The 17,088-nt window shown below is 66.1% G+C and carries 17 protein-coding genes; 12 read left to right on the forward strand and 5 right to left on the reverse strand.

Going from position 1 to position 17,088, the window contains the following annotated elements; genetic code table 11:
• Positions 1 to 53: 53 nt before the first annotated feature.
• From U741_RS0106745 to U741_RS0106800, 12 genes are all read left to right on the forward strand, one after another.
• Positions 54 to 1,190, forward strand: coding sequence for a flagellin (locus U741_RS0106745; protein WP_029889720.1), 1,137 nt, complete (start codon positions 54 to 56; stop codon positions 1,188 to 1,190).
• A 56-nt stretch (positions 1,191 to 1,246) separates the two neighbouring features.
• Positions 1,247 to 1,588: a flagellar protein FlaG gene (locus tag U741_RS0106750; protein WP_029889721.1), complete on the forward strand. Its 342-nt coding sequence runs from the start codon at positions 1,247 to 1,249 to the stop codon at positions 1,586 to 1,588.
• Between the two features lie 10 nt (positions 1,589 to 1,598).
• Entirely contained in the window at positions 1,599 to 2,954 is a 1,356-nt protein-coding gene (fliD, locus tag U741_RS0106755) for a flagellar filament capping protein FliD (RefSeq protein ID WP_029889722.1), read from the forward strand.
• 210 nt (positions 2,955 to 3,164) lie between these two features.
• Positions 3,165 to 3,569 carry a flagellar export chaperone FliS gene (locus U741_RS0106760; protein ID WP_052378568.1) on the forward strand — a complete coding sequence of 135 codons (405 nt, stop codon included), beginning with the start codon at positions 3,165 to 3,167 and terminating at the stop codon, positions 3,567 to 3,569.
• The gene (locus U741_RS0106765) at positions 3,566 to 3,874 is read left to right on the forward strand and encodes a hypothetical protein (RefSeq protein WP_029889724.1); all 309 of its coding nucleotides are present in this window, start codon (positions 3,566 to 3,568) and stop codon (positions 3,872 to 3,874) included. Before U741_RS0106760 ends, U741_RS0106765 begins: the two co-directional genes overlap by 4 nt.
• A gap of 3 nt (positions 3,875 to 3,877) precedes the next feature.
• A complete protein-coding gene (locus U741_RS0106770) occupies positions 3,878 to 4,444 on the forward strand; it encodes a hypothetical protein (RefSeq protein ID WP_152551518.1) in 567 nt (188 codons plus the stop codon).
• Between the two features lie 22 nt (positions 4,445 to 4,466).
• Positions 4,467 to 5,147, forward strand: coding sequence for a response regulator (locus tag U741_RS0106775; RefSeq protein WP_029889726.1), 681 nt, complete (start codon positions 4,467 to 4,469; stop codon positions 5,145 to 5,147).
• An 8-nt stretch (positions 5,148 to 5,155) separates the two neighbouring features.
• Entirely contained in the window at positions 5,156 to 5,488 is a 333-nt protein-coding gene (locus U741_RS0106780) for a DUF1820 family protein (RefSeq protein WP_029889727.1), read from the forward strand.
• 2 nt (positions 5,489 to 5,490) lie between these two features.
• Entirely contained in the window at positions 5,491 to 6,261 is a 771-nt protein-coding gene (locus U741_RS0106785) for an MBL fold metallo-hydrolase (RefSeq protein WP_043110221.1), read from the forward strand.
• Between the two features lie 75 nt (positions 6,262 to 6,336).
• Positions 6,337 to 10,161, forward strand: coding sequence for a phosphoribosylformylglycinamidine synthase (purL, locus tag U741_RS0106790; protein WP_029889729.1), 3,825 nt, complete (start codon positions 6,337 to 6,339; stop codon positions 10,159 to 10,161).
• A 75-nt stretch (positions 10,162 to 10,236) separates the two neighbouring features.
• Positions 10,237 to 10,449, forward strand: coding sequence for an antitoxin MazE family protein (locus tag U741_RS0106795; protein ID WP_029889730.1), 213 nt, complete (start codon positions 10,237 to 10,239; stop codon positions 10,447 to 10,449).
• The gene (locus U741_RS0106800; RefSeq protein ID WP_029889731.1) at positions 10,446 to 10,769 is read left to right on the forward strand and encodes a type II toxin-antitoxin system PemK/MazF family toxin; all 324 of its coding nucleotides are present in this window, start codon (positions 10,446 to 10,448) and stop codon (positions 10,767 to 10,769) included. Before U741_RS0106795 ends, U741_RS0106800 begins: the two co-directional genes overlap by 4 nt.
• Positions 10,770 to 10,793: 24 nt before the next feature.
• Here U741_RS0106800 and U741_RS0106805 read toward each other — a convergent pair whose 3' ends face one another.
• From U741_RS0106805 to gspD, 5 genes are all read right to left on the reverse strand, one after another.
• Entirely contained in the window at positions 10,794 to 11,414 is a 621-nt protein-coding gene (locus U741_RS0106805) for a MalM family protein (protein ID WP_152551519.1), read from the reverse strand.
• Positions 11,415 to 11,443: 29 nt separating this feature from the next.
• Positions 11,444 to 12,160 (reverse strand): hypothetical protein, encoded by a 717-nt coding sequence (locus U741_RS0106810; RefSeq protein ID WP_029889733.1) that lies wholly within the window; start codon positions 12,158 to 12,160, stop codon positions 11,444 to 11,446.
• 122 nt (positions 12,161 to 12,282) lie between these two features.
• On the reverse strand, positions 12,283 to 13,500 hold the full coding sequence (gene gspF, locus U741_RS0106815) for a type II secretion system inner membrane protein GspF (RefSeq protein ID WP_029889734.1): 1,218 nt from the start codon (positions 13,498 to 13,500) through the stop codon (positions 12,283 to 12,285).
• Between the two features lie 32 nt (positions 13,501 to 13,532).
• On the reverse strand, positions 13,533 to 15,032 hold the full coding sequence (gene gspE / locus U741_RS0106820) for a type II secretion system ATPase GspE (protein ID WP_029889735.1): 1,500 nt from the start codon (positions 15,030 to 15,032) through the stop codon (positions 13,533 to 13,535).
• A complete protein-coding gene (gene gspD / locus U741_RS0106825) occupies positions 15,029 to 17,086 on the reverse strand; it encodes a type II secretion system secretin GspD (protein ID WP_084155043.1) in 2,058 nt (685 codons plus the stop codon). Before gspD ends, gspE begins: the two co-directional genes overlap by 4 nt.
• Positions 17,087 to 17,088 lie beyond the last annotated feature (2 nt).

Here is a 17,088-nt window from a genome sequence, read left to right on the forward strand (position 1 = left end):
GACGGCAACCCTTACACCCCGGATCGCCGGGGTTTTCAACCCGGAGATGGACCATGCAAGTCATCAACACCAACGTCATGTCGCTGAACGCTCAGCGCAATCTGTCGGGCAGCAGCGATGCGCTCGCCACCTCGTTGCAGCGCCTGTCCTCAGGTCTGCGCATCAACAGTGCCAAGGACGACGCCGCAGGCCTCGCGATTGCCAACCGTTTCACCACGCAGATTCGCGGCATGGACCAGGCTGGTCGTAACGCCAACGACGCCATCAGCATGACGCAGACTGCCGAAGGCGCGCTGGTCGAAGTCAGCAACAACCTTCAGCGCATTCGTGAACTGGCGGTGCAGTCCCGCAACGCCACCAACAGCCAGACCGACCGCGACGCGCTGAACGCCGAAGCCACGCAGCTGCTCAGCGAGATCAACCGCGTTGCCGAGCAGACCAGCTTCAACGGCGTGAAATTGCTCGACGGCAGCTTTTCCAACCAGAGCTTCCAGATTGGGGCCGACGTCGGCCAGACCATTGACGTGACCTCGATTGTCGACGCCACCACCGCCAACCTCGGCAGCTACGGCCGTGCCACGGTGACCTCGGCGGTTTCAACCGGTTTTGCCAACGCGCTGGCTGCCGGCGACGTGACCATCAATGGCGTCGACCTCGGGGCCATCGATGCGGCAGCTTCGGCGAGCGAACGCTCCGAGCAAATGATGTCGGCGATCAACAAGACCTCCGGTGAGTCCGGTGTGTATGCGATCAAGGACACCAGCAACACCATCAGCCTGGTCTCGACCACCGATGACATCGTGATCGCGGGTGCCGCCGCTGCGCTCACCGCCGACACCGGTCTGACCGCTGCGACCACGGCGCGCGCCACCACCACCGGCATCTCGACCGTCGACATCTCCAGTGTCGCCGGTGCCGACGCCGCCATGCAGGCGATGGATTCGGCGCTGCAGGTGATCAACTCGACCCGCGCCGATCTGGGCGCGCTGCAGAACCGCTTCAGCTCGGTGGTCAGCACCCTGCAGACCAGCAGCGAAAACCTGTCGTCGTCCCGCAGTCGCATCATGGACACCGACTTTGCCAAGGAAACGGCCAGCCTGACCCGCGCCCAGATCCTGCAGCAGGCCGGTACCGCGATGCTCTCGCAAGCCAACTCCGCGCCGCAGGGCGTGCTGTCTCTGCTGCGCTAACGGAGACGACCCTGGCGCGGGCGGGATGACCCCGCTCGCGCCAGGGCTTACCGACAATGGATCGCAATTCTGACCTCGTTGCCTTGCCGCCCAGCCTGTTGGCCCCGTCCGACGTGACTCGCGTCCGGGCGATTTCGGCTGTTGGTGCGCCGCCGGGACCCCGGGCAGAGCGGGTCGCGACCGAGCCTGCCTTCATGGTCCAGGTCATCAACGAGATCAACACCGAGCTGGCCCGACGCCAGACCGGACTTCGCTTTGTTCAGCACGATGCACTGCCGCGTCCGCTGATCCAGATCGTGGATCAGGAAAGTGGTGAGGTGCTTCGACAGATTCCCAACGAGGCAGCGGTGCGTATCGCGCAGGCTTTGACCGGCCTGCTCATCGATCACCGCGCCTGAGGTATCAACCATGGCCGGCATTTCATTTGGTGGTGTGGGGAGCGGGCTCGACATTGCCGGCATCGTCAATCAGTTGGTCGCGGCCGAGCGCAGCGGCGGGGATACCCGCATCGCCCGCACCCTTTCACAATCAAATGCGCAGATTTCTGCGCTCGGCAACTTTCGCGCTGCGGCCGATTCCTTGCAGCGACAGATCACCGAGTTGGGCAAAACCGGACTGACCCAATTCGCGGCGACGGTGCAAACCGATGCGCCGTTCACCGCCACCGCGACCGACAAGGCATTAGCGGGGCGCTACGCCGTGACCGTTCAGCAGCAGGCCACGGCGCAGTCCCTGCGCAGCGGCGCGTTTGCCAACGCGGACACCGTGGTGGGCACCGGCACGCTGCGTATCGGTGTCGGTGACCAGTCCTTCGACATTGAAATGATCGAGGGCGACAACGCGCTGTCCTCCATCGCCAGCGCCATCAATCGCGCGGCCGACAATCCTGGCGTGAGCGCGCGCGTGGTCACGGCCGACGGCGGGGCACACCTGATCCTCAGCAGTCGTAATGCCGGCACCGATCACACGATCAGCGTTGAGCCGATCGGCGGCGACGGCGGTCTTGAATCGCTGCGCTTCACCGGCGCGCCGGGGGATGGCCTCAGCCAGATTCAGGCCGCGCAGGACGCGATCATCGAGATCGACGGCCTCACCGTGACCCGTGGCAGCAACAGTTTTGATGACGTGCTGCCGGGCGTGAACCTACGCCTCACTGATCAGAAGCCCGGCACCGCGTTCACCGTGGACGTGCAGGCCGATCTGGACAAGACCGTCTCGCGACTCAGCGGTTTGGTCAGCGCCTACAACGCCACCATGGGCATCGCCCGTGATGTGACGCGCTACGACGCCGCCACCGGCCGGGCCGGTGCGCTGCAGGGCGATGCGACCTTGCGCGGCGCGTCGTCGGCGATGCGCAATGCGGTCAGCGCCGAAGTGACCGGCAATCCCCTGGGGGTGTTGTCAGCCATCGGCTTCACCACGGCGACCAACGGCAACCTGACCCTGGACGAGAGCAAGTTGCGGTCGGCACTGACCGAAAACCCCAACGCGGTGGAGCAACTGCTGACCGGGGTCGGCGGACTGGGTGAGCGCATGACCACGGTGCTCGACGGCTACCTGGGCGACAGCGGCCGTCTGGCCGCCAAGCGCGAGGGCCTGGACGCGCGCATCAAGATGGCCAACAACGACCAGACCCAGCTCGACCGCCGGATGGACCGCGTGCGTGAAGGCCTGGAGCGCCAGTTCAACGCGCTCGATACGCTGGTCGGGCAGATGAGCTCGACCAGCGATTTCCTCAACGCGCAACTGGCCCGTTTGCTGTAAATCACAACTCAAGGAACTTCTGAAAAACGTAGCGAGCGAAGCTCAGTTCGCGTCTCGCCGGAGCGCAGAAAACGGAATGTATTGAATTACATGAGTATTTCGAGCACTGTCGGGACGCGAAATGACGAGCGCAGTAGTTTTGCAGGGGTTCCTTAAGTTTTGACGTGCAGCGGCCGATAACGTGGCCAGAACTTCAGGAGACCTCGCCTCATGTCACACGCTGCCACCCTTGCTGCATTCGCCGGCGCCGGGCCGCTGGTTCAGGTCGAGGCGATGAGCCCCCACCGACAGATCGAACTGTTGCTGGGCGGCCTGCTGACCCGCATTGCCCGCTTGCGCCACGCCCTTCGCCAGCCCAAGCCCAAGCCCGAGGCGCGACGCGAAGATTCCGACCGCGCGCTGGCCATCCTCGCCTATCTGCGTGCCGTCCTCGATCCCACGGCTGACCCGCAACTGGTCGCCCAACTCGACACGCTCTATCGCTACTGCGAGGGGCGAATATTGGCGGCTTGTCTGGCGCGCGATGAAGCGATGCTGCTCGAAGTGACCTCGCTGGTCACCGACATCAAACAGGGCTGGGACGGTATTGCGCCCCCGCGTGCGGCGGCGGCATGAGCAGCGAGGCGCCAGCCGTGGCCGTCGACGCCCTGAGCCGGGCCGTTGCCCAACTGGAGGCAGCGACCGCCAGCGAAGACTGGGACGAAGTGGCGGCACAACTCGGCCGCCAGCGACGCTTCATGGCGCAATGGCTGCCGCGTTGCGAGCAGCTTTCGCCCGAGGTGCGTGGGGCGCTGCACGACATTCTCAGCCGCTATCACGCCGTGCTGTACGCCCTTGAAGCCGCGCGCGAGCGGGTTCGCCAGCTGCTGCGCACGCCGCCGTCGCTAACGGCTCGTGAACGCGCTTACCTGGAGGCCTGAGCCATGTCTCGCCACGATGGAACCGAGCTCCGTGATGGCGGACCTGGCGTCAATTGCACGGTGACCGTGCCGGCGGATTGCCAGCCCGGCGCGCACGGTGACGACACGGCCGCGCTCGCGCTGATCCGCCTGCTGGGTCTGGAGGCGTTACAGGCAGATCGCTCGCCGACACAGGATGCACACATCGGCACCGCCGATTGGCGCACCCAGGCACAACTTGACCTTGCCCTCGACGCTCTGTGCGAGCTGCAGCGCCATCTCATCCCCTTGCCCGAGGCCTGCCGGCTCAGCCTGTCGCCCGGTCATGTGCGGCGGCTGGACGAAGCCGGCGAGCGGGCGGTTTCGCTGGCCGAAGGCGCCGCAGGCTGGCTGCGGCTTTGGCTGGACGTGCGCATGCCGCAGCCCATTCTGTTGCCGGTGGTGGGTGCGCGGGGTGGCTTTGATGTCTGCCCCGTCGCCACCGAGCTCGATGCCGCGGTGGAGTCGTTGATCTTCCGCCTCCACCGGCGTGAAATTGCCCGCCACCGGCGCGTCGCAGCGCCCTTGCCGACCCGTGACCTGACGCAATGATCCGACTCGCCGGTGGTCAGGCATGACGCCAGATTCACCCGCCACAGCATTGGTTCGTGCCCTGCTGGCCGACGATCACGCACTGGTTCGCGCCGGGCTCCGGCAATTGCTGGAGCACACCGGTCTGGTGACCATCGTTGCCGAGGCCGATGACGGCTTGCCGGTCCCGGATCTGGTCGCCGATCACCAGGTGGCGCTGGCGATACTGGATATTTCAATGCCCCACCTGAGCGGGCTGGACCTGCTGCCGGTGCTGCGACGGCGCTTTCCGGCGCTGAAGATTCTGATGCTGAGCATGCACACCGATGCCGAGTACGTGCGTGAAGCCCTGCAGCGCGGCGCCAACGGTTTTGTGCCCAAGGACGCCCGTCCCGAGATTCTTCGGCAGGCGCTGACGCACATCCTCGGCGGCGAGACCTACGTGACGCCCGAGATGCGCATCGGGCTGGCCGTGGCGCCACCGCCGGCCGCGTCAACCGGGCCGCTGGACGCGCTGCCGCCTCGCCAGCGTCAGTTACTCGATCTGATGGGGCAGGGGCACTCAACGCGCGAAATTGCGCAACTGCTGGGTGTCGGGGTGAAGACCGTCGAGACCCATCGCGCGCGCCTGATTCAGGCGCTCAAGCTGCGGCACGGCAATGACCTGCTGCGCTTTGCCATGCAGTTTCGCGCAGGTCGGCATGCGCAGGGTCAGACCCCCTAAAATGGCGCATGGCCAAGTCGACCCGTCTGTACCGCATCAGCTTTCGTAACCACGACCAGATTTTTGAGGTGTACGCCCGCGAGGTGTCGCACGGGGCGCTGCTGGGCTTTGTCGAAATTGGCAAGTTGGTGTTCGGCGAAAAATCGTCAGTGGTCGTCGATCCGACCGAAGAAAAGCTCAAAGCCCAGTTCGAAGGTGTCGAACGCTTCTTCGTGCCGGCGCACGCGGTCATCCGTATCGACGAGGTGGCGGCCCAGCAGGGGCCCGCGCGCATCACGTCTGCAGGCGACAGCGGCAAGGTGATGCCGTTCCCCATCTACCCGCCCAGCAGCAAGAACTGAGCATGGCGCTGCGCTTTGCCTCATTGGGTTCGGGCAGCAAGGGCAACGCCACCGTGGTGGAAGGTGGCGGCACGCGGGTGCTGATCGACTGCGGTTTCGGCCTGCGTGAAACCGCCGCCAGGCTGGCACGGCTGGACCTGCTGCCGCAGCAGATCGACGCCATTCTGGTGACCCATGAGCACGGCGATCATGCTGGCGGGGTGGCGCCGCTGGCGCGGCGTTGGAACATTCCGGTGCACCTGACCCACGGCACCGCTCGGTCCCACAGGGCTTTTGCCGGTATGGCGCTGCACTGCTTCGATGCCGATGTCGACTTCGAGATCGGCGCGCTGCGCATTCGCGCATTTTCGGTACCGCACGATGCCGCCCAGCCTTGCCAGTACCGCGTCGAATGCTGCGGCGTCGGGCTGGGCGTGGTCTCCGATCTCGGCCACGTTTCGGCCAATGTGGTCCATGCGCTGCAAGGCGTCGATGCGCTGGCGCTGGAGTGCAACCACGACCCGCAGTTGCTCGCGGCCGGGCCGTATCCCCCCAGCCTCAAGGCGCGGGTCGGCGGCGACTGGGGCCATCTGGCCAACGCCCAGGCTGCGCAACTGCTGGCGCGGCTCGACCTGACGCGCTTGCAACATCTGTGGCTGACACACCTCTCCGAGGTCAACAACAGTCCGGCGCATGCGCTGGACGCGGTGGCACCAGCACTGGCCGATCATGCTTTGCAGGCCCACTGTGCCAACCAAAGTCAGGGTTTCGACTGGTGTGAGGTCGTTGCCTGATCCTGCGGCGATGACCCGACCTGCGGGGTAGGCGACAATAGCGGGCTTGCCGCTCCCGTCTCCGAGAAGCTTTTTATGTCGTCGCCCGTCACGCTGATCCCCGGTGCCTGCTGGACCTCCGCCTTCAGGCTGCGCCGACTGGCCGATGCCCTGGGTTGCACGGTAAACGCGCTGGCCGTGCAGGACTTTTACCTGGTGGATGGCGCCGCCGATCGCGCGCGACTCGAAGCCCTGGTGGGCGCCGAAGGGCTGGACTGGCGGTCGGCCAAAACCCGCCTGTTCATCGTGCCGCGCATCGGCACCGTGTCGCCGTGGTCGAGCAAGGCCACCGACATTGCGCGCGTCTGCGGGCTGAGCGCCGTGCGCCGCATCGAGCATGGACGGGTGTTGTTGCTCAATGGGCCGATGCCCACCGCCGCGCAGCTCAAGGCCGTGCACGACCCGATGATGGAATCGGTGATCCGCGACCAAACCGAGCTGGCCGAGGTGTTTGCCGTGCAGCCGCGCCGCAGCCTGCGCACCGTTGATGTACTCGGCGGCGGGCGTGATGCGCTGATCAAGGCCAACACCGATTGGGGATTGGCGCTGTCGGGCGATGAGATCGACTACCTCGTCAGCTACGCGCAGCAGGCGGGTCGCAATCTGTCAGACGCCGAGCTGATGATGTTCGCGCAGGTCAACAGCGAGCACTGCCGCCACAAGATTTTCAATGCCGAGTTCACGGTGGACGGCGCCGTGCAGCCGCACTCCCTGTTCGACATGATTCGCCTCACCCACAAGGCGACGCCCGACGGCGTGCTGTCGGCGTACAAGGACAATGCGGCGGTGATGGCCGGGCCCACCGCGATGCGCTGGTTCCCCGAGGCCGACCGCGTCTGGCGCGGCCATGAGGAGCCGGTGCACATCCTGATGAAGGTGGAAACCCACAACCACCCCACCGGCATCAGCCCTGATCCGGGTGCGGCCACCGGCAGCGGCGGCGAGATTCGGGATGAAGCCGCCACCGGCCGCGGCGGCAAGCCCAAGGCGGGGCTGGCGGGGTTCAACACCGCGAATCTGCGGATTCCGGGTTTCGAGCAGCCTTGGGAAGCGCCGCTGTCGCGCCCGCCGCGCATGGCTTCGGCGCTGAACATCATGCTGGAAGCGCCCATCGGCGCCGCCGCGTACAACAATGAATTCGGTCGTCCCTGTCTCAACGGCTATTTCCGCACCCTGGAACAGGTGATGCCGGACGGCCGCAATCGCGGTTATCACAAGCCCATCATGATTGCCGGCGGCTACGGCAGTGTGCGCGACGGCCACGTCGAGAAATTGCCGGTGGTCGAAGGCGCGCTGCTGTTGGTGCTGGGCGGCCCGGCGATGCTCATCGGTCTGGGCGGTGGCGCGGCCAGTTCCATGGCCACCGGCAGTTCCACCGAAGCGCTGGACTTTGCCAGCGTGCAGCGCGCCAACCCCGAGCTGGAACGCCGCTGCCAGGAAGTGGTGGACGCCTGCTGGCAGCTGGGCGAGGCCAACCCGATTCTGTCGATTCACGACGTTGGCGCCGGTGGTGTGTCCAACGCCCTGCCGGAACTGGTACACGCCGACGGTCGCGGCGGGCACTTCCAGTTGCGCGACGTGCAGTCGGCTGACCCGGCGCTGTCGCCGATGGAAATCTGGTGCAACGAAAGTCAGGAACGCTATGTGCTGGCGATTCTGCCCGAGGGCCTGCCGGTCATCGAAGCCGCCTGCGCACGCGAGCGCTGCCCAGTGGCAGTGGTCGGCACCGCCACTGCCGCGCCGCAACTCATCGTCGAAGACCGGGGCACGTCGCCGCATCCGGTGGACATGCCCATGGAGGTGCTGCTGGGCAAGCCGCCGCGCATGCGCCGCTCCACCACGCGCGCCCAGCCAGTGACCCGCAAGTTGCCCAAGGTGGCACTGGATGAGGCCATCACCCGCGTGCTGCGCCTGCCCGCCGTGGCGTCCAAGGAATTTCTCATCACCATTGGCGACCGCAGCGTCGGCGGCCTGAGCGTGCGCGACCAGATGGTCGGCCCGTGGCAGGTGCCGGTGGCCGATTGCGCCGTCACCGCCACCGGTTTTACCGCGACCACGGGCGAGGCCATGGCCATGGGCGAACGCCCGGCGCTGGCGCTGATCAGCGCTGCCGCTTCGGGGCGGATGGCGGTCGCCGAGGCAGTGACCAATATTGCTGCCGCCAAGATCGCGAATCTGTCGGACGTGCGCCTGTCGGCCAACTGGATGGCGGCGTGCGGGCAGGGCGATGAAGACGCACGGCTGTTCGACGCGGTGCGTGCGGTGGGCGAACAGCTCTGCCCTGAACTCGGCATCTGCATTCCGGTGGGCAAGGATTCGCTGTCGATGAAGTCGGTGTGGGACGACGCGCAGGGTGCGCAGACCCAGACCGCGCCGGTGTCGCTGATTGTCACCGCCTTCGCGCCGGTGAGCGACGTGCGCCGCAGCCTCACGCCACAACTCTCACCCGACGCCGACACCCGGCTGCTGCTGGTCGATCTGGGCAACAGCCGCAATCGACTCGGCGGCTCGGCGTTGGCGCAGGTTTATGGCGAGCTGGGCGAAGAAGCCCCCGATCTGGAACACCCCGCGCAACTGAAGGCGGCGTGGAATCTCATTCAGAACTGGAATGACGGTCGCCTGCTGGCCTACCACGACCGCTCTGACGGCGGCCTGCTGGTCACGCTGCTGGAAATGAGTTTTGCCGGTCATTGCGGCCTGCGCATCGACCTGCCGGAAGGCGACCTCATCGGCCAGTTGTTTGCCGAAGAACTGGGCATGGTGGTGCAGTTGCGCAAGGCCGACGCCGACGCCTTCGCCGCTGACGGCCTGAAAGCCGGCCTGACCATCCAGACCCTGGGCGCGCCCAGCCATGACGACCACATCCGCATCCTCATGGACGGTGCCCAGCGCTACGCTGCGCCGCGCACCCAACTGCACCAGACCTGGGCCGAAACCAGCTATCGGCTGGCCGCGCTGCGCGACGATCCCGACTGCGCGCGCGAGGCCTTCGAGGCGCTGGCCGACGCGGCAGACCCTGGTCTGAGCGCGCAGCTCAGCTTTACCCCTCACCCCTCACCCCTCACCCCTCACGTCGCGCAGCGACCCAGGGTTGCCATCCTCCGCGAGCAGGGCGTCAACTCGCAGGCCGAAATGGCGTGGGCCTTCGATCAGGCCGGCTTCGAGGCTGTGGACGTGCACATGACCGACATCCTCGGTGGGCACGTGAACCTGATGGACTTCGCGGGGCTGGTCGCCTGCGGCGGGTTTTCCTACGGCGACGTGCTCGGCGCCGGGCAGGGCTGGGCCAGCACCATTCGTTTCAATGATCGCGCACAGGCCGCGTTTGCCGGGTTCCTCGCGCACCCCGAACGCTTTGCGCTGGGCATCTGCAACGGTTGCCAGATGTTTGCGGCGCTTAAATCTCTGGTGCCCGGTGCCGAACACTGGCCAGCCTTCCGTCGCAACCGCAGCGAGCAGTTCGAAGCCCGCTGGACGATGGTGGAGGTTGCCGAATCCCGCTCCCTGTTCCTGCAAGGCATGGCCGGATCACGGCTGCCGATTGCCGTCGCGCACGGCGAGGGCAGGGCGGTGTTCGGCCACGCGGCAGACCTGGACGTGATGCGCGATGCCGGTCAGATTGCGCTGCGCTTCATCGACCGCCAGGGCGGCGTCGCCAGCCAGTACCCCGCCAACCCCAACGGCTCACCCAACGGCATCACCGGCGTTTGCAACGCCGATGGCCGGGTGACGATTCTCATGCCGCATCCCGAGCGTACCGTGGCCGGCACCACTGGCTCGTGGTGGCCCGAGGCGGTTCGCGGCAACGTCGTGACGCCGTGGGCGCAGATGTTCCAGAGCGCGCGTCGCTGGGTGCGTTAAGTCCGGGCTGTGCTTGCAAGGCAGCGTGATGACGAGGATACTCAGACATTACATGTAATGAATTTGGAGGCCAGTATGCTCAGCAAGAACGCCGAACGGGTGCAGCGCCGCCGCGATGCGTTGCGCGCATCCGGCCTGCGCCCGGTGCAGATCTGGGTGCCCGACACGCGTCGCGCGGGCTTTGCCGAAGAATGCCAGCGGCAATCGGCACTGCTGCGCGATGACGCCCATGAGCGCGACGTGTTGCAGTGGATTGAGGACTCCGCTGACACCGCAGACTGGCGGTGAAGCGCGGCGATCTGGTGACGGTCGCACTGTCGGGCGATTACGGCAAGCCGCGACCGGCGCTGGTGATTCAGTCCGACCTGTTCAGCACCCACCCGTCGGTTGTCGTGCTGCCCGTCACCAGCGAACTGCGCGCCGCGCCGCTGTTCCGCATTAGCCTGAAGCCCGGCGCCGACAACGGCCTACGCAAGGCGTCGCAGGTCATGGTCGATAAGCCCCACACCCTGGCCAGCGAAAAAATCGGCCCCGTGTTCGGCCGCGTCGATGACGAGACGCTGGTGGCCGTGAATCGGGCCTTGGCGGTGTTCATGGGCCTGGCCTGAAGGCTGCCGCACCCAAGTTGCGATTCACCGCGCCGTATCCGCCTGCTTCATGGAGACTCGTAACCTGCCGTTGTGGGCCCGGGTTACGGTTTGCTCGGTTTCGACCGCGTGGTAAAGGGGTGCGCCAAGCAGCGCTGCGCTGGCCACGTTGATCAGCGTGAAGGTGCCATAGGTGCTGGTTGTGGACGCTGCGGCTTGCCCGACCACCCCGCTGGCAGATCGCAGCAGCAGATAGGGCTCGGCGATCGGCCCGGATTTGACGAACAGCACGCCGTGCAGGCGGTCTCCGCGCATCACAAAACGGTCGTGGCGCAAGGTTCGAACCGGCGTTCCGGTCGCATCCAGCACCACCGCCTCGACCGCGAACAGGGCTTCGCCGTGCAGCAGGCTCTCGATTTCGACCTGATAGCCCGGTTGTGGCGCGGGCAGGCGAAGTAACTGGACCCGCTCTGCGCTCCCGCCCGCGCTCAACAGGCAGGGGCTCGTGTCGTTCATGTCCAGCAGCAGCGGCGCGTCGTCACCGACCGGGAAAGGCCGCGCGGCGGTCAGGTCCAGCGCGGTCTGGCAGGCGGCAGGCGTGAGCTGGGTGACTGGCTTGGGTGCCGGTGCCGCGCAGCCGCACAAGGCTAGACCCAGCAGTGCCACGACCCCACCCCTGGGCAGGCCTGCGTTGATCACCGCAGTTGCTGGCTCAGCGCTTCACTGGCGGCCGTCATGGCCTCGTGCAAGCCATCGGTGGCGCGCTTGGAGTCGGCGATCAGCGCGTCAAAGTCGTCGTAGTCGAAGCGGCTGCTGGCGGCCAGCGTAATGGCATCTTTCGGCTCGCCAAACGGGTTGTACCAAATGTGGTCAGTATAGAGCGTTTGCTGGTCTCCGGCTCGCACCAGCTTGGCACCCAGGCGCACCGTGGGTCGGTAAGCCGTGGTGGCGCCAGCGGCGGTGTAGCCCACGAGCGTGGTGTACAAATCCAGGTAGGCATCGACCGGCGGCGAATTGGCAATGGCGTAGCTTTCCATGAACGTCTGTTCGCCGATATCGCGGTTGACGCTGACCGGCACGACGGTATAGCCGGCCCGCTGCAAAGCGGCGGTGATGTACTGGGCCATTTCGCGTTGTGCCGAGAAGTTGTGGGCGCGCACGCTGGCCGAGAACTTCTCGCTCTTCTTCGACATGTCGCCCTCGGCGATCAGCGCGCCGACGATGCCGAAGCTGGCACCGGGGTGGATCATCATCCGCACGTCCAGGTCGGATGCCATCGACGGCGTCAGCAGCCCGATGGTCTTGATCTGTTGGCGGTCAGCCGGGTCGTAGGCTTGTTGTGGAAGGCTGGCGCAGGCCGAGAGTAGTCCCAGCGTCAGCACCGCAAGCAGGAGGTTTTGAAGGCGGCGCATGGCAGTGATTCCGGTGGGTTGATGACGCCGGAATTCTAGGAGGCGACCCGCTCAGACCCCAAGGGTCGTCGGCGGCCGATTGCTGCCGTTTGTCGCCCCGCTGTCGAGGGGTCGGCGCGTGCCTACTGCACCAACTGATTGAGGTCGAAAATCGGCAGCAGAATCGCCAGCACGATGACCAGCACCACCGCGCCCATGGTGAGGATGAGCACCGGCTCGAACACGCCCATCAGGCCGGCGACCAGGGTTTCGACCTCGCGCTCCTGGTTGTCGGCGGCGCGCTCGAGCATGTCGTCGAGCTTGCCGCTGGCCTCGCCGCTGCCGATCAGGTGCACGCTGATTGGCGGGAACAGTTTGCTTTGCGCCAGGGCCCGCGACAGCGACGCCCCCTCGCGAACCTTCACGGCGGCCTGTTCGATGGCCTCGCGCATCGGCAGGTTGGTGACCACCTGAGTGCCGATCTGCATGGCATCGAGAATCGGCACGCCGCTGCCGAAGAGGATGCCCAGCGTGCGGGTGAAGCGGCCGGTGTTGGCGCCGCGGGTCAGACGACCGATCAGGGGCAGTCGCAAGACGTTGCGGTGCACACGGCGCTTGAAGGCGTCGCGGCGCATCATCCAGCCAAACACGACTGAGCCGGCTCCCATCAGGATCAGCATCAGCACGCCATAGGCTTTGAGGAAATCGGAGGTGGCAATCAGCCCGAGGGTGAGGCCGGGCAGTTCGGTGTCGATGCTGTCAAACACGTCCACCACCTGCGGCACGACGAAGGTCAGCAGCAGCACCACCACCAGAATGGCGACGATGGTCAGGATGGTGGGATACACCGCCGCCAACATGATTTTCTGCTGCATGGCCTGGCGCTTTTCGACGTAGTCCGCCAGCCGGTCGAGGATGTGATCGAGCTTGCCGGACGATTCCCCCGCCTGAACCGTGGCCCGGAACAGCGGCGGAAAGGCGCTGGGAAACTGGTTGAGCGCCATCGCCAGCGGATTGCCCTCGACCACGCTGGCGCGCACGCCCAGCGCCAGACGCTGCACGTGCTTCCGTTCGCTCTGCTCCGAGACTGCCGTCAGCGACTCGTCCAGCGGCAGCCCGGACCGCACCAACGTCGCCAGCTGCCGGGTGAACAGCGCCAGCTCGGTGCTCGACAGCGAGCCGCCGCTGCGTTTCAGTGAAAACCCCTGCGCGCTGCGACGCTCGGCGACCTCGCGAATCTCCAGCGGCATCAGCCCCTGCTCGCGCAACTGGCTGCGCGCCTGGCGAGGCGTGTCGCCCTCGATCAAACCTTTGCGGTTGCGGCCGCGTGCGTCGAGGGCGGTGTATTCGTAGGCGGGCATCGATCAGCCCGGGCGATTTTCAGAGGCGCGCATCATGCCTCGATGGTCACGCGCAGCACTTCTTTGAGTGTGGTGTTGCCGGCGATGACCTTGGCGCGACCCGAGTCGAGAATGCCGGCGTGCTTGCTGCGCGCGTAGGTTTCCAGCTTCTGCTCGCTGGCCTCATCGTGAATCATGGTTTCTAGCTGGCGGTCGAGGCCGATGAGCTCGTGAATGCCGCTGCGGCCGCTGAAGCCGGTGTGGCGGCACAGTGGGCAGCCCTCGGGCTTGAACAAGGTCAGCGGCAGGTCGGGCGAGACCGCCAGTTGTTCCTTTTCGACCGTGCTGGCCTCGTACGGCGTTTTGCAGGCCGGGCACAGGGTGCGCACCAGACGCTGCGCCATCAGACCAATCAATGAGGCGCTGAGTTGGTAGGGCTCAACGCCCATGTCGCGCAGGCGGGTGATGGCGCCCACGGCGGTGTTGGTGTGCAGGGTCGAGAGCACCAGATGCCCGGTCTGGCTGGCCTGCACGGCAATCTCGGCGGTTTCCAGGTCGCGAATTTCACCGACCATCACCACGTCGGGGTCTTGCCGGAGAATGGCGCGCAGGCCGCGCGCGAAGGTCATCTCGACCTTGGCGTTGACCTGCGTCTGGCCGATGCCGTCGATGTTGTATTCGATGGGGTCTTCCACCGTCATGATGTTGCGCGAGCGATCATTCAGTGCCGACAGCGCCGAATACAGCGTGGTGGTCTTGCCCGAGCCGGTGGGCCCGGTGACCAGCAAAATGCCGTAAGGGCGTTCGATCAGCTTGGTCAGCAGCGCGGCCTGCTCGGGCAGCATGCCCAGTTGTTCAATGTCGAGGCGCTCGGCCTGCTTGTCGAGAATACGCATCACCACCCGCTCGCTGCTGGCCCCGGTGGGAATGGTCGAGACGCGCACATCAACCTTGCGGCCGCCGAAGCCGCGCGAGATGCGGCCGTCCTGCGGCAGACGTTTTTCGGCGATGTCGAGCTTGGCCATGACCTTGATGCGCGACACCAGCCGCGGCCCCAGGGTGCGCGGCGGCGCCATCACTTCACGCAGCACGCCATCGACCCGGAAGCGGATTTGCAGGCGAGTTTCGAAGCTCTCGATGTGGATGTCGGAGGCGTTCTCCTTGATCGCTTCGATGAGCAGGCCATTGATGAACTTGATCACCGGCGCGTCGTCGCTGGACTCCAGCAGGTCCTGATTGTCTTGCAGCGCGTGGGCCAGGGCGTCGAGGTCTTCGACGTCGTCCATGCCGTCGATGAGGGCCGCGCTGGCGGCGGTCTGGCCCTCGTAGGTCTTCTGCAACAGCGCGTCGAACTCCAGGGCCGCTACCGGCTTGAGCTTGATGGGCTGGCCGACGAAACGGCGGGTTTCCTGCACCGCATCAATGCTGGCGCCCTCACGCACGCACAACTGCACGCGGCCATCGACCCAGGCATTGACGATGACGCCGTGTCGCCGTGCGAAGGCGAAACTGGGTCGCGGCAGCGGCTGGCCGTCGGGGGTGCTCAGGCTCATGGCGCTGGCGTGGGGCGGGGGCGCACGGGTACGGGCGTCGGAATCGGTCGCGGGCCGTCGGTCGCTTGTGGCGAGCGGGCATCGCGTGGTTCGTCGGCCGAGGCCGGTGGCTTGATGGCGCTGTATTCATCAAACGGCAGCATCACCGCCGAGCGCCCGCCCACCAGCGGAATGCTGGTGCCGGACGCCTCAAGTTGCGCGTCGCGCACATCGTTGTACTTGATGCGCGTGTAGTAGTCGCCCTGCGCCTGGTTGCGGAGGATGCTGGGGCGGATGAACACCATCAGGTTGCGCTTGACCTTTTCCACCGAGCGAAACTTGAACAGGTTGCCGAGCAGTGGAATCGAGCCCAGCAGCGGCACTTGGCGTTGAGTGTCGGTGACGCTGTCGTCAATCAGGCCGCCAATCACCAGAATTTGTCCGTTCTCCACTGCCACCGTGTTGGTCAGCGTGCGCTTGTTGGTGATCAGGTTGGCGCCGCCGGCCGAGCCGCTGGCGAGGCTCGACACTTCGAGGTCGAGCACCATCTTGATGGCGTCGCCCTCGTTGATCTGCGGGGTGACGCCCAGGGTCAGGCCCACGTCGCGGCGTTCGATGGTCTGGAACGGATTGACCTGGCCGCCGACGCCGGCACCGGCGCCGGTATTGCTGAACGAGCCGGTGAGAAACGGCACTTCCTGGCCGGCCGAGAAGCTGGCTTCCTGGTTGTCCAGCGTCACCAGCGTCGGGGTCGACAGAATGTTGGTGTCGCCGTCGCCTTGCAGCGCCTTGACCAGCAGGCCGAAGGTGGTCGAGCTGCCGGCGCGGCCAATCGCCACGTTCAGGCCCTGCCCGAGAACGCCCAGCGCGGCGGTGCCATCGATGTCGCCGCCGCTGGCAGCGGCCTGAAGGCCCTGCAGGGTGGAGGAGTCGAGGATGCCGGCGGCGGCCACGCGGTCTTCATTGAACACCGCCCAGTCGACGCCCAACTGGCTGGATTGGTCGCTGCTGACTTCGGCAATCACCGCCTCGACCAGTACCTGCGCGCGCTGGATGTCGAGCTGGGCGATCACGTCGCGCACCTGGCGCATGATCTTCGGCGGCGCGGTGACAATCATGGCGTTGGTGTCGGGGTCGGCCAGCACACGGACCATGGGGTTGGCGCCTGAGCGCCGTGCGCCACCGCCTTCGCCGCCGCCCGACGCGGTCGCCGCTTCGGCTTCGCTGACCTGTTCGGCATAGCCCTCGAGAATCGGGGCCAGGTTTTCGGCGTCGGCGTGCCGCAGGTAGATGACCTGGGTGGCGCCGTCACCTTTCAGCTCGATGTCCAGCGTCTGGATGATGTCGACAAATTTCTGTCGCTCGGCCTTGTCGCCGCCAATCAGAATGCTGTTGGAGCGCTCGTCGGCGATCAAGGTTGCCGGCGCCGAGGCGCCCTCCTGCTGGCCGGCCTGGTTCAGGCCCGTGAGGATGCGCACCACCTCGCTGGCGGCGGCAAATTCGAGGCGCACGGTCTCGATCTCGGAGTCGCCGGCCTGGTCCATGCGACGGATGATGCGGTCCAGACGGCTGACGTTGCCGGCGCGGTCGGCAATGATCAGCATGTTCGAGGGCGCGTAGGCGGCCAGGTGTCCCCATTGCGGCACCAGTGGGCGAAGAATCGGCACCAGCTGGGCGGCGGCGACATTCTGCAGCGCATAAACGTGGGTGACGATTTCGTCTGGGGCGACATTGCCGCGGTCGGCAAGCGTGCCGCCGTCTTGCCGGGCGTTGGTTTCGGGCACGATCTTGTAGGCCTCCCCGGTCTTCAGCACGGCAAAACCCTGGACCTGCAGCGTGGCCAGGAAAGTCTCGTAAACGCCCTCTTCGCTCATCGGCTGGCTGGAGATCACCGTGACCTTGCCGCGCACGCGCGGGTCGACGATGAAGTTACGGCCGGTCACCTCGCTGACGGTGGCAATCAGCGTACTGATGTCGGCTTCCTTGAGATTCAGCGTGACGTTGGCCGCCGCGGGCGTCAGACCCAGCGTCAGCAGGCACAGGCCCAACCAGGGGCGAATTCGGTGTGGGGTCATGG

This window comes from Polycyclovorans algicola TG408 (assembly GCF_000711245.1).
Taxonomy (GTDB): Bacteria; Pseudomonadota; Gammaproteobacteria; order Nevskiales; family Nevskiaceae; genus Polycyclovorans; species Polycyclovorans algicola.